The sequence below is a fragment of the Citrobacter braakii genome, assembly GCF_009648935.1.
Lineage (GTDB): Bacteria > Pseudomonadota > Gammaproteobacteria > Enterobacterales > Enterobacteriaceae > Citrobacter > Citrobacter braakii.
In genome coordinates, this window is record NZ_CP045771.1 from 2,537,355 (window position 1) to 2,550,421 (window position 13,067).

Sequence of the window (13,067 nt, forward strand, 5' to 3'; positions counted from 1 at the left end):
TCTTCGCCGCCACCGGGTCATGCGTTTATAGCGGAGAATCCTGGCTGATTTCATCTAATGAGAGGTGAAAACTCGGGACAAACACGTCCATAAAGTAGTCCATCTCTTCGCTGCGTCGCGACTCCAGCGTTTTTTCCAGACGCGTCTTGGCAAGCAGGAATTCGTTATTACCGGCAGAGAGTTCCTCCAGACACTTCAGATACGCGCACAGGGCATCGGCCTGTTTAACAATCGATCTCTCTTCTTCACTTAAGGCATGTTCATCAATGAGCGGCGCAAAAATATCGCGCAGTTCATCAGGTACCATATCGACCAGCTTTTGCTGAGCAATTTTCTCTATCGCTTTATATTCCTGCGCAATCTGCGAGTTGAAATATTTCACCGGGGTAGGGAGATCACCGGTCAGCACTTCTGACGCATCGTGATACATCGCCAACAGAGCAATACGCTCAGCATTAACCTGACCACCAAATTTGCGGTTTTTGATCGCGGCCAGCGCATGGGCAACCATGGCAACCTGCAGACTGTGTTCAGACACGTTTTCGGTGCGCACGTTGCGCATCAGCGGCCAGCGATTAATGAGCTTCAGACGGGAGAGGTGGGCAAAAAAATGGCTCTGCTTCATAACGACCCTTATATGATGGCAACCTAAGAGTCATTTTGCGCAGAGAAGGCTGTCAGATGCAAATACTCGTCATTCATCCGACAGCCTTTGTTTAATTACAGCTGGTGATACCCTGACAGGAAACGCTCAAATTTACTCAGCGACATTTCAATATCGTCAATACGCGGCAGCGTGACGATGCGGAAATGATCCGGCCACGGCCAGTTGAACGCTGTTCCCTGAACCAGCAGTACTTTTTCCTGCAGCAGGAAGTCGAGCACCATCTTCTGGTCGTCATGAATGTTGAAGCGTTTAGCATCAATTTTCGGGAACATATACAGCGCGCCGCGCGGTTTTACGCAGGAGACACCAGGAATGTCATTGAGCAGTTCCCAGGCGCGGTTGCGTTGTTCATACAAACGCCCACCAGGCATGATAAATTCGCTGATGCTCTGGTATCCGCCCAGTGCGGTCTGAATGGCATGTTGCGCCGGAACGTTGGCACACAGGCGCATAGAGGCCAGCATCTCAAGACCTTCAATATATCCTTTAGCATGTTTCTTCGGCCCGTTCAGCACCATCCAGCCCTGACGGAAACCGGCAACGCGATAGGTTTTTGACAGGCCATTGAAGGTGATGGTCAGCAGATCCGGCGCCATTGCAGCAATGGAGTGGTGTTCAGCGTCGTCGTAGAGAATTTTGTCGTAAATCTCATCCGCAAAGATGATGAGGTTGTTCTGGCGAGCAATCTCAACAATCTCCATCAGCAGCTCTTTAGAGTAAACAGCGCCGGTTGGGTTGTTTGGGTTGATGATGACGATCCCACGCGTACGCGGAGTGATTTTGGCGCGGATATCATCCAGGTCCGGGAACCAGTCTGATGATTCGTCACACAGGTAGTGCACGGCATTACCGCCGGAGAGCGATACAGCCGCCGTCCACAGCGGATAATCAGGAGCAGGAACCAGCATTTCGTCCCCACTGTTCAGCAATGCCTGCATAGCCTGCACAATTAATTCAGAAACGCCGTTGCCGATATAAATATCTTCCACGGTTACGTCGCGCATACCACGGGCCTGGTAATGCTGCATAATCGCTTTACGGGCGGAATAAAGGCCTTTTGAGTCGCAATATCCTTGCGCTGTTGGCAAATTGCGGATCACATCCACCAGTATTTCATCTGGCGCTTCAAACCCGAATGGCGCCGGGTTGCCGATGTTCAGTTTCAGAACTTTATTGCCTTCTTCTTCCAGGCGCTTTGCTTCCTTCAGAACCGGGCCGCGAATGTCATAACAGACGTTTTCTAATTTGCTGGATTTTTCAATGGGGGACATGAACGTTGACCTTTTTAGCTGTGAATGCCACTCCCTGCCATGGAAGTCAGCCCAGCACAATGTACTCCCACGGCGGTGAGTTTTGAAGGGTCTTTAGTAGAAGATTTTGAAAAGCTATGAAGTGATAATTAACTGTTAACAACTAAATAATGTAAATATCATGAGATAATAATCTATCTAGATGCGTTTTGTTGGTAGTATGTTTTGTTTTATTGGTTTGGTTGTGGTGATTTGTTTGGTCAAAAAAAGTTAAGCCTGTAAAGCGAAATGTCACGGGTGTCTAAGCTGGATGAGGTAATTCGAAAATACTGAGGTTTTAACTGCGGGACCTGTTATCGGCCTGATCCGTACGTGATACGGTGTGAATTCATTGTTAAGCAGAATTAATGAATTGAAGAATTCTTAATTAATTATTATTTAATATTTAAACGACATTAAATTGAATGGGCCAATAATAGCAAAACCGCTGCTCTGACATAACACCTGGTAGCCTGGAATTATTCACGATAACACTTATAAATATAGTGGTTTTAGGTTAAGATAAGTCTCATGAAATGGTAAGTAGTCTGAATTTTAAGATAATTCAAATGTTTGTTGGTTGTTCCTAACACACTGAAAAGTTAGTTTTTAATGTGTAAATTATTGTTCGTTAACTTTTTTTTAAATTTACAAAATTTACATGTTTTCCCTAAGTCAGAATCATCCAGCAGCTAAAAATTCGGCTCTTTCTCGTTGCTATATTCCGATGAATATCACGGGAATTAAAATAGCCAGGAAAGAGAATTGTTTCGTTTGTTAAACCAAATACATCCTTATTTTCACTTGGTTACACTAAGCGAAACTGCGAGGGAGGCACATTACAAATGGAGTTGTTTGATTCCAAATGCACAGCATTAACCCGGTATGACCCGCGAGTAAGTGAAAAACTATGATAAATGCAAATCGTCCGATAATTAACCTCGACCTCGATCTGCTGAGAACCTTCGTTGCTGTTGCCGACCTGAATACCTTTGCGGCTGCGGCAGCTGCGGTATGTCGAACTCAGTCTGCGGTGAGTCAGCAAATGCAGCGTCTTGAGCAACTCGTGGGGAAAGAGTTGTTCGCGCGCCATGGACGCAACAAACTACTGACCGAACATGGTATACAACTGTTGGGTTACGCCAGAAAAATACTGCGCTTTAATGATGAGGCATGCTCATCATTAATGTTTAATAATCTTCAGGGAGTGTTAACTATCGGTGCTTCTGATGAATCAGCCGATACCATACTGCCTTTCCTGCTCAACCGAATAAGTTCGGTTTATCCGAAGCTTGCGCTGGATGTGAGGGTCAAGCGTAACGCCTACATGGTGGATATGCTGAAGTCGCAAGAAGTGGACTTGGTTGTGACTACCAACCGTCCTGGCGATTTTGAATGTCTGAATCTGCGTACCTCGCCAACGCATTGGTACTGTGCTGCCGAATATATTCTGCAAAAAGGTGAGCCAGTACCGTTGGTTCTGCTGGACGATCCGAGCCCGTTTCGCGATATCGTGCTGGCGACATTAAATGCTGCTCAGATCCCGTGGCGTCTGGCTTATGTTGCTTCAACATTACCTGCGGTTCGCGCGGCGGTAAAAGCAGGGCTCGGCGTCACTGCGCGGCCTGTTGAAATGATGAGTCCAGATTTACGCGTACTGGGCGCCGCCGACGGATTACCGCCATTGCCTGATACTGAGTATCTGTTGTGCTGCGATCCGTCCACGCAAAATGAGTTGGCAGAAGTTATCTTTAAGTCGATGCAAACGTATCAAAATCCTTGGCAATACAATCAGTTTACCCCTGAAGGGGGAGATGACTCGCTGATTGTTGAAGGCGACTTTGAGTAATCCGTCACATAAAATCGTTTTAAAATGTTAGTGTAAAAAAGAGCCTCTGGTGATGAAAAAACATCCAGCGGCTCTTTTTTTATGTAAATATTGCCGCTTTATGTCATTTGCTATACTAAAACTTAACAAAATCAGAAGGTAAAAAAACGGCCTGACACCTGGCTGAAAAATAAGCAGCAGCGTTACTAATTGTTTCCATGTTAAAAAACTAGAGAAATTGTTGCTGTTTTTTATGGTGAATTAACAAAAGCGTGTCACAGATCAAGAAAATACTCCCATTTAGGGGGAGGCATCTGGGTGAATTCCTGTCAAAATAGGCGAGTATTATCTTTTTTACTTCACTACGGACACGATTCAACAACATTAAAAATGACCGATGATGCGATCGAAATTGGTCTAAATAGCACTTTATGTTAATGAAGTTGGAGCGGTGTAAAATAATGTGAGGAAACTTTTGTTAAAGTTGACAAAAGGTTATAGAAAGGAGTAAAAAACCCCATCAATTAGCTGTATAAAATGGTTTTTCACAGTGATTGTAAGGTTTTTTTTATTCCTCCCCATGAATCGATGTGGCGTTCATCTGCCGAAAAGAGCAGAGAATTTGGCGCTACTTTTGATGAGTAAGCAATGAGTATGTCAACATCCACTGAAATCATCGCTCATCACTGGGCATTCGCTATCTTTCTTATTGTTGCCATTGGCCTGTGCTGCCTGATGCTCGTCGGCGGCTGGTTTTTAGGTGGTCGCGCGCGCGCGAGATCTAAAAACGTGCCGTTTGAATCAGGTATCGACTCGGTCGGCACCGCCCGCTTGCGCCTGTCTGCCAAGTTTTATCTGGTAGCCATGTTCTTCGTTATCTTCGACGTTGAAGCGCTGTATCTGTTCGCATGGTCAACTTCTATCCGTGAAAGCGGCTGGATTGGCTTTGTGGAAGCTGCAATTTTTATTTTTGTGTTACTGGCAGGTCTGGTTTATCTGGTGCGTATTGGCGCGCTGGACTGGACGCCCGCGCGTTCACGCCGCGAGCGTATGAACCCGGAAACGAACAGTATCGCTAATCGTCAACGCTAACCGCGAGGCATTAAGATGGATTATACGCTCACCCGCATAGATCCTAACGGTGAGAACGACCGTTACCCCCTGCAAAAACAGGAGATCGTAACCGACCCCCTGGAGCAAGAAGTTAACAAAAACGTGTTCATGGGCAAGCTGCATGACATGGTTAACTGGGGCCGTAAAAACTCAATTTGGCCATATAACTTTGGCCTTTCCTGCTGCTACGTTGAGATGGTGACCTCGTTTACCGCCGTGCACGATGTGGCCCGTTTTGGTGCGGAAGTACTGCGTGCATCGCCGCGTCAGGCTGACCTGATGGTCGTAGCCGGAACCTGCTTTACCAAAATGGCGCCGGTTATTCAGCGCCTCTACGATCAGATGCTGGAACCGAAATGGGTTATTTCCATGGGCGCATGCGCCAACTCCGGCGGTATGTACGACATCTATTCTGTGGTGCAGGGCGTTGATAAATTTATTCCGGTCGATGTGTACATCCCGGGATGCCCGCCGCGTCCGGAAGCGTATATGCAGGCTCTGATGCTGCTGCAAGATTCCATTGGCAAAGAACGCCGTCCGCTCTCCTGGGTGGTTGGCGATCAGGGCGTTTATCGCGCCAATATGCAGTCAGAACGCGAGCGTAAACGCGGCGAACGTATTGCTGTAACGAATCTTCGTACACCAGACGAGATTTAATTTGCGCCTGTCGGCAGCAGCACTTCCTTCGCTTATCACTACATAAATAGCGCGAAGCACTGCCGACCACCACGGACCATTTGCAATGGTGAACAATATGACCGACTTAACCGCGCAAGACGCTGTATGGCAAACACGGGATCACCTTGATGACCCGGTCATTGGCGAACTGCGCAACCGTTTTGGGCCGGATGCCTTTACCGTTCAGGCGACTCGCACCGGGGTACCTGTTGTTTGGGTCAAGCGTGAACAATTACTGGAAGTTGGCGATTTCTTAAAGAGACTGCCGAAACCTTACGTCATGCTGTTTGACTTACACGGCATGGACGAACGTCTGCGTACGCACCGCGAAGGGTTACCTGCCGCGGATTTTTCCGTTTTCTATCACCTGATCTCCATTGAACGCAATCGCGATATCATGCTCAAGGTGGCATTGTCTGAAAACGACCTGCGCGTACCGACGTTCACCAAACTGTTCCCGAACGCCAACTGGTATGAGCGTGAAACCTGGGAAATGTTTGGCATCGACATCGAAGGTCACCCGCACCTGACGCGTCTGCTGATGCCGCATACCTGGGAAGGTCATCCGCTGCGTAAAGACTACCCGGCGCGTGCGACCGAATTCGATCCGTTTGAGCTGACTAAAGCCAAACAGGATCTGGAAATGGAATCACTGACCTTCAAACCAGAAGAATGGGGCATGAAGCGTAGTTCCGAAAACGAGGACTTCATGTTCCTCAACCTCGGTCCTAACCACCCGTCTTCTCACGGTGCGTTCCGTATTGTGCTGCAGCTTGATGGCGAAGAAATCGTCGACTGCGTGCCTGACATCGGCTACCACCACCGTGGCGCTGAAAAGATGGGTGAACGTCAGTCCTGGCATAGCTACATTCCGTACACCGACCGTATCGAGTACCTCGGCGGCTGCGTTAACGAAATGCCTTACGTACTGGCCGTTGAGAAACTGGCTGGCATCACCACGCCGGATCGCGTCAACGTGATTCGCGTTATGTTGTCTGAACTGTTCCGTATCAACAGCCACTTGCTGTACATCTCCACGTTCATCCAGGACGTCGGTGCGATGACGCCGGTCTTCTTCGCCTTTACCGACCGTCAGAAAATCTATGACGTAGTGGAAGCGATCACCGGTTTCCGTATGCACCCGGCCTGGTTCCGTATCGGCGGTGTGGCACACGATCTGCCGCGCGGTTGGGACAAACTGCTGCGTGACTTCCTCGACTGGATGCCAAAACGTCTGGATTCCTACGAGAAAGCCGCACTGCGTAACACCATCCTGAAAGGCCGTTCGCAAGGCGTTGCCGCTTACGGTAAGAAAGAAGCGCTGGACTGGGGTTGTACCGGTGCTGCGCTGCGTGCGACCGGTATTGATTTTGACGTGCGTAAAGCGCGTCCATACTCTGGCTACGAAAACTTTGACTTTGAAGTCCCGGTTGGCGGCGGCGTGTCCGACTGCTATACCCGCGTGATGCTGAAAGTTGAAGAGCTGCGCCAGAGTCTGCGCATCCTTGAGCAGTGCCTCAATAACATGCCGGAAGGCCCGTTCAAAGCGGATCACCCGCTGACTACGCCGCCGCCGAAAGAGCGCACGTTGCAACATATCGAAACCCTGATCACCCACTTCCTGCAAGTTTCGTGGGGACCGGTTATGCCGGCAAACGAGTCCTTCCAGATGGTGGAAGCGACCAAGGGTATTAACAGTTACTACCTGACCAGCGATGGCAGCACCATGAGTTACCGTACCCGTATCCGTACCCCGAGCTATGCGCACCTGCAGCAGATCCCGGTAGCGGTACGTGGCAGCCTGGTGTCCGACCTTATCGTCCACCTGGGTAGTATCGATTTTGTTATGTCAGATGTGGACCGCTAATTATGCACGAGAATCAACAACCACAAACCGAGGCTTTTGAGCTGAGTGCGGCTGAGCGTGAAGCGATTGAGCACGAGAAGCACCACTACGAAGACCCGCGTGCGGCGTCCATTGAAGCGCTGAAAATCGTTCAGAAACAGCGTGGCTGGGTGCCGGATGGGGCGATCTATGCGATCGCTGATGTGCTGGGGATCCCGGCAAGCGACGTAGAAGGTGTTGCCACGTTCTATAGCCAGATCTTCCGTCAGCCGGTAGGTCGCCACGTGATCCGCTACTGCGACAGCGTGGTGTGCCATATCAACGGCTATCAGGGGATCCAGGCTGCGCTTGAGAAAAAACTCAACATCAAGCCGGGGCAGACGACCTTTGACGGTCGTTTTACGCTGCTCCCGACCTGTTGCCTGGGGAACTGCGATAAAGGGCCGAACATGATGATCGATGAGGATACTCATGCTCACCTGACCCCGGAAGGCATTCCCGAACTGCTGGAGCGGTATAAATGAAAGACATTATCCGTACTCCCGAAACGCATCCGCTGACCTGGCGTCTGCGTGATGACAAACAGCCGGTCTGGCTGGACGAATACCGTAGCAAGAACGGCTACGAAGGTGCACGTAAGGCCCTGACCGGGCTGTCACCGGACGAAATCGTTAATCAGGTAAAAGACGCTGGCCTGAAAGGGCGCGGCGGTGCGGGCTTTTCCACCGGTCTGAAGTGGAGCCTGATGCCGAAAGACGAATCCATGAACATCCGTTACCTGCTGTGTAACGCCGATGAAATGGAGCCGGGTACCTATAAAGACCGTCTGCTGATGGAACAGCTGCCGCACCTGCTGGTGGAAGGCATGCTGATCTCCGCGTTTGCGCTGAAAGCGTACCGTGGTTACATCTTCCTGCGTGGTGAATATATCGAAGCGGCTGTGCATCTGCGTCGCGCGATTGCCGAAGCAACCGAAGCCGGCTTGCTTGGCAAAAACATCATGGGCACCGGTTTCGACTTCGAACTGTTTGTCCACACCGGGGCAGGACGCTATATCTGCGGTGAAGAGACGGCGCTGATTAACTCCCTTGAAGGTCGTCGTGCTAACCCACGCTCTAAGCCGCCGTTCCCGGCAAGCTCTGGCGCTTGGGGTAAGCCGACCTGCGTTAACAACGTCGAAACCCTGTGTAACGTACCGGCTATCCTCGCGAACGGCGTGGAGTGGTACCAGAACATTTCGCAGAGCAAAGACGCGGGCACCAAGCTGATGGGCTTCTCCGGTCGCGTGAAGAACCCTGGCCTGTGGGAACTGCCTTTCGGTACTACCGCGCGCGAGATCCTCGAAGATTACGCGGGCGGCATGCGCGATGGCCTGAAATTCAAAGCCTGGCAGCCGGGCGGCGCGGGTACGGACTTCCTGACTGAAGCGCACCTCGATCTGCCGATGGAATTCGAAAGCATTGGTAAAGCCGGTAGCCGTTTGGGCACCGCGCTGGCAATGGCCGTCGATCACGAGATTGGCATGGTTCCTCTGGTGCGTAACCTGGAAGAGTTCTTTGCCCGCGAGTCCTGCGGCTGGTGTACGCCGTGCCGTGACGGTCTGCCGTGGAGTGTGAAAATTCTGCGCGCGCTGGAGCGTGGCGAAGGCCAGCCTGGGGATATCGAGACGCTTGAGCAACTGTGTCGTTTCCTCGGCCCGGGTAAAACCTTCTGTGCACACGCCCCGGGTGCGGTGGAGCCGCTGCAGAGCGCCATTAAATATTTCCGCGAAGAATTCGAAGCTGGCATCAAGCAGTCCTTCAGCAATACCCATCAGATTGGTGGTATTCAGCCGAACCTGCTGAAAGAGCGCTGGTAATAGCAGGGTAACCCTGAATCGCGATCAGAAATTCGATTAACGCTCGGTTTTAGACCGAGCCAACTGGAAGCATGCTGACTATGGCTACGATTCATGTAGACGGCAAAGAATATGAGGTCAACGGAGCGGACAACCTGCTGGAAGCTTGTCTGTCTCTCGGCCTTGATATTCCGTACTTTTGCTGGCACCCGGCGCTGGGAAGCGTCGGTGCTTGCCGCCAGTGTGCGGTGAAGCAATATCAAAACGCGGAAGACACGCGTGGTCGCCTGGTGATGTCTTGTATGACACCGGCCACCGAAGGCACCTTTATTTCAATTGATGACGAAGAAGCGAAGCAGTTTCGCGAAAGCGTAGTGGAGTGGTTGATGACTAACCACCCGCACGACTGTCCGGTCTGTGAAGAGGGCGGTAACTGCCACCTTCAGGATATGACCGTCATGACCGGTCATAGCTTCCGTCGCTACCGCTTCACGAAGCGTACTCACCGCAACCAGGACCTGGGGCCGTTCATCTCTCACGAAATGAACCGCTGCATCGCCTGCTATCGCTGCGTACGTTACTACAAAGATTACGCCGATGGTGCGGATCTGGGCGTCTATGGCGCACATGACAACGTCTACTTTGGTCGTCCGGAAGACGGTACGCTCGAAAGCGAATTCTCCGGTAACCTGGTGGAAATTTGCCCGACCGGCGTCTTCACCGATAAAACGCACTCCGAGCGTTATAACCGTAAATGGGACATGCAGTTTGCGCCGAGCATCTGCCAGCAGTGTTCTATCGGTTGTAACATCAGCCCGGGCGAGCGCTACGGTGAACTGCGTCGTATCGAAAACCGCTACAACGGTACCGTTAACCACTACTTCCTCTGCGACCGTGGTCGTTTTGGCTATGGTTACGTGAACCTGAAAGACCGTCCGCGTCAGCCGGTACAGCGTCGTGGCGATGACCTGATCACGCTGAACGCCGAACAGGCGATGCAGGGCGCGGCAGATATTCTGCGTCAGTCGAAGAAAGTGATTGGTATCGGCTCTCCGCGTGCCAGCGTTGAAAGTAACTTCGCGCTGCGTGAACTGGTCGGTGCGGATAACTTCTATACCGGTATTGCCCAGGGCGAGCAGGAACGTCTGCAACTGGCTCTGAGCGTGCTGCGTGACGGCGGTATTCATACCCCGGCACTGCGCGAAATCGAGTCATACGATGCGGTTCTGGTCCTGGGCGAAGATGTCACCCAAACCGGCGCGCGCGTTGCGCTGGCAGTACGTCAGGCGGTGAAAGGTAAAGCGCGTGAAATGGCGGCGGCGCAGAAAGTGGCCGACTGGCAGATTGCGGCAATCCTCAACATCGGCCAGCGCGCCAAGCACCCGCTGTTCGTTACCAACGTCGATAACACCCGTCTGGATGATATCGCGGCATGGACCTACCGTGCGCCGGTTGAAGATCAGGCGCGTTTAGGTTTCGCGATCGCCCATGCGCTGGATAACAACGCCCCGGCGGTTGACGGTATCGACCGTGACCTGCAGAACAAAATTGACGTCATCGTTCAGGCTCTGGCCGGGGCGAAGAAACCACTGATTATTTCCGGTACCAACGCCGGTAGCGCCGACGTGATTCAGGCTGCTGCCAACGTGGCGAAGGCGCTGAAAGGCCGTGGCGCAGACGTCGGGATCACCATGATTGCTCGCTCTGTTAACAGCATGGGGCTGGGTATGATTGGCGGTGGTTCCCTCGACGACGCGCTGACCGAGCTGGAAACAGGTCGTGCTGACGCCGTTGTGGTGTTGGAAAATGACCTGCATCGCCATGCTTCAGCAACGCGTGTGAACGCCGCGCTGGCGAAAGCGCCGCTGGTACTGGTTGTTGACCATCAGCGCACGGCTATTATGGAAAACGCCCATCTGGTGCTTTCCGCCGCTAGCTTCGCCGAAAGCGATGGTACGGTAATTAACAACGAAGGTCGCGCCCAGCGTTTCTTCCAGGTCTATGACCCATCCTACTACGACAGCAACACCGTAATGCTGGAAAGCTGGCGCTGGCTGCACTCGCTGCACAGTACCGTGCAGAGTCGTGAAGTGGACTGGACGCAGCTCGACCATGTTATCGACGCGGTCGTTGAGAAGTTACCGCAGTTGGCGGGTATTAAAGATGCCGCGCCGGATGCAAGCTTCCGTATCCGTGGACAGAAACTGGCACGTGAACCGCACCGCTACAGTGGTCGTACCGCAATGCGCGCCAACATCAGCGTTCACGAACCACGCCAGCCGCAGGACAAAGACACCATGTTCGCTTTCTCTATGGAAGGGAACAACCAACCGTCTGCGCCGCGTTCGCAAATTCCGTTTGCCTGGGCTCCGGGCTGGAACTCCCCACAGGCGTGGAACAAGTTCCAGGATGAAGTGGGCGGTAAACTGCGTCATGGCGATCCGGGCGTGCGTCTGATCGAAGCTTCGGCAGATGGTCTGGATTACTTCACAACCGTTCCGGCGAGCTTCCAGGCTCAGGATGGTCAGTGGCGTGTCGCGCCTTACTATCATCTGTTTGGTAGTGACGAAATGTCCCAGCGTGCGCCTGTCTTCCAGACCCGTATGCCGCAGCCGTACATCAAACTCAACCCGGCTGATGCCGCGAAGTTGGGTGTGAATGCCGGTACGCGCGTTTCTTTCAGCTACGATGGCAACACGGTTACGCTGCCGGTTGAAATCGCTGAAGGATTAACGGCAGGGCAGGTTGGTTTGCCAATGGGTATGCCTGGCATCGCGCCAGTTCTGGCTGGTGCACGTCTTGAGGATCTGCAGGAGGCACAACAATGAGTTGGATTACACCCGATCTGATTGAGATCCTGCTGAGCGTTCTCAAAGCGGTCGTGATTCTGCTGGTGGTGGTCACCTGCGGGGCATTCATGAGCTTTGGCGAACGTCGTCTGCTCGGTCTGTTCCAGAACCGTTACGGACCGAACCGTGTTGGCTGGGGCGGTTCGCTCCAGCTGGTTGCGGACATGATCAAGATGTTCTTTAAAGAAGACTGGATCCCGAAATTCTCGGATCGCGTCATCTTTACCCTGGCACCGATGATCGCCTTCACCTCGCTGCTGCTGGCTTTCGCCATCGTGCCGGTGAGCCCGAACTGGGTGGTTGCTGACCTGAACATCGGGATCCTGTTCTTCCTGATGATGGCAGGCCTCGCGGTATACGCGGTGTTGTTCGCAGGCTGGTCCAGTAACAACAAATACTCGCTGCTCGGTGCGATGCGCGCGTCTGCGCAGACGCTGAGCTACGAAGTATTCCTCGGACTTTCCCTGATGGGCGTGGTGGCGCAGGCCGGTTCATTTAACATGACCGACATCGTCAACAACCAGGCTGATATCTGGAACGTTATTCCGCAGTTCTTTGGTTTTGTCACCTTTGCCATCGCGGGCGTGGCGGTGTGTCACCGTCACCCGTTTGACCAGCCAGAAGCCGAGCAGGAACTGGCCGACGGTTACCACATTGAATACTCCGGTATGAAATTCGGTCTGTTCTTCGTGGGTGAGTACATCGGCATCGTCACCATTTCTGCACTGATGGTTACCCTGTTCTTCGGTGGCTGGCATGGTCCGTTCTTACCGCCATTCGTCTGGTTCGCGCTGAAAACCGCGTTCTTCATGATGATGTTCATTTTGATTCGTGCGTCGTTACCGCGTCCTCGTTATGACCAGGTAATGTCCTTCGGCTGGAAAGTCTGTCTGCCGCTGACGCTCGTCAACTTGCTGGTAACGGCGGCTGTCATTCTCTGGCAGGCGCAATAAGGGACAC

Annotated in this window: 10 protein-coding genes; 8 read left to right on the forward strand and 2 right to left on the reverse strand. The window is 52.3% G+C overall.

Annotated elements, in window-relative coordinates; translation table 11 throughout:
- Nucleotides 1-25 precede the first annotated feature (25 nt).
- Nucleotides 26-625 carry a 5'-deoxynucleotidase gene (gene yfbR, locus GFC06_RS11750; protein WP_003028083.1) on the reverse strand — a complete coding sequence of 200 codons (600 nt, stop codon included), beginning with the start codon at nt 623-625 and terminating at the stop codon, nt 26-28.
- 95 nt (nt 626-720) lie between these two features.
- A complete protein-coding gene (gene alaA / locus GFC06_RS11755) occupies nt 721-1,938 on the reverse strand; it encodes an alanine transaminase AlaA (protein ID WP_005129483.1) in 1,218 nt (405 codons plus the stop codon).
- Between the two features lie 928 nt (nt 1,939-2,866).
- Here alaA and lrhA point away from each other — a divergent pair.
- From lrhA to nuoH, 8 genes are all read left to right on the forward strand, one after another.
- Nucleotides 2,867-3,805 carry a transcriptional regulator LrhA gene (lrhA, locus tag GFC06_RS11760; RefSeq protein WP_016153838.1) on the forward strand — a complete coding sequence of 313 codons (939 nt, stop codon included), beginning with the start codon at nt 2,867-2,869 and terminating at the stop codon, nt 3,803-3,805.
- A gap of 627 nt (nt 3,806-4,432) precedes the next feature.
- On the forward strand, nt 4,433-4,876 hold the full coding sequence (gene nuoA / locus GFC06_RS11765; RefSeq protein WP_003028077.1) for an NADH-quinone oxidoreductase subunit NuoA: 444 nt from the start codon (nt 4,433-4,435) through the stop codon (nt 4,874-4,876).
- 15 nt (nt 4,877-4,891) lie between these two features.
- A complete protein-coding gene (nuoB, locus tag GFC06_RS11770; RefSeq protein ID WP_003028075.1) occupies nt 4,892-5,554 on the forward strand; it encodes an NADH-quinone oxidoreductase subunit NuoB in 663 nt (220 codons plus the stop codon).
- 85 nt (nt 5,555-5,639) lie between these two features.
- Entirely contained in the window at nt 5,640-7,442 is a 1,803-nt protein-coding gene (nuoC, locus tag GFC06_RS11775; protein ID WP_016153837.1) for an NADH-quinone oxidoreductase subunit C/D, read from the forward strand.
- Between the two features lie 2 nt (nt 7,443-7,444).
- Complete coding sequence (nuoE, locus tag GFC06_RS11780) at nt 7,445-7,945, forward strand: NADH-quinone oxidoreductase subunit NuoE (protein WP_003028069.1); 501 nt, start codon at nt 7,445-7,447, stop codon at nt 7,943-7,945.
- Complete coding sequence (nuoF, locus tag GFC06_RS11785) at nt 7,942-9,279, forward strand: NADH-quinone oxidoreductase subunit NuoF (protein WP_016153836.1); 1,338 nt, start codon at nt 7,942-7,944, stop codon at nt 9,277-9,279. The genes nuoE and nuoF overlap by 4 nt, the downstream gene beginning before the upstream one ends.
- An 80-nt stretch (nt 9,280-9,359) precedes the next feature.
- Entirely contained in the window at nt 9,360-12,086 is a 2,727-nt protein-coding gene (gene nuoG / locus GFC06_RS11790; protein WP_032931989.1) for an NADH-quinone oxidoreductase subunit NuoG, read from the forward strand.
- Nucleotides 12,083-13,060 (forward strand): NADH-quinone oxidoreductase subunit NuoH, encoded by a 978-nt coding sequence (gene nuoH / locus GFC06_RS11795; protein ID WP_016153834.1) that lies wholly within the window; start codon nt 12,083-12,085, stop codon nt 13,058-13,060. The genes nuoG and nuoH overlap by 4 nt, the downstream gene beginning before the upstream one ends.
- Nucleotides 13,061-13,067 lie beyond the last annotated feature (7 nt).

Bases quoted from the DNA above. Each gene is read 5' to 3' on its own strand.
- nuoE (WP_003028069.1), top strand. From the start codon at position 7,445: ATGCACGAGAATCAACAACCACAAACCGAGGCTTTTGAGCTGAGTGCG.
- nuoB (WP_003028075.1), top strand. From the start codon at position 4,892: ATGGATTATACGCTCACCCGCATAGATCCTAACGGTGAGAACGACCGT.
- nuoC (WP_016153837.1), top strand. From the start codon at position 5,640: ATGGTGAACAATATGACCGACTTAACCGCGCAAGACGCTGTATGGCAA.
- yfbR (WP_003028083.1), bottom strand. From the start codon at position 625: ATGAAGCAGAGCCATTTTTTTGCCCACCTCTCCCGTCTGAAGCTCATT.
- nuoF (WP_016153836.1), top strand. From the start codon at position 7,942: ATGAAAGACATTATCCGTACTCCCGAAACGCATCCGCTGACCTGGCGT.
- lrhA (WP_016153838.1), top strand. From the start codon at position 2,867: ATGATAAATGCAAATCGTCCGATAATTAACCTCGACCTCGATCTGCTG.
- alaA (WP_005129483.1), bottom strand. From the start codon at position 1,938: ATGTCCCCCATTGAAAAATCCAGCAAATTAGAAAACGTCTGTTATGAC.
- nuoH (WP_016153834.1), top strand. From the start codon at position 12,083: ATGAGTTGGATTACACCCGATCTGATTGAGATCCTGCTGAGCGTTCTC.
- nuoA (WP_003028077.1), top strand. From the start codon at position 4,433: ATGAGTATGTCAACATCCACTGAAATCATCGCTCATCACTGGGCATTC.
- nuoG (WP_032931989.1), top strand. From the start codon at position 9,360: ATGGCTACGATTCATGTAGACGGCAAAGAATATGAGGTCAACGGAGCG.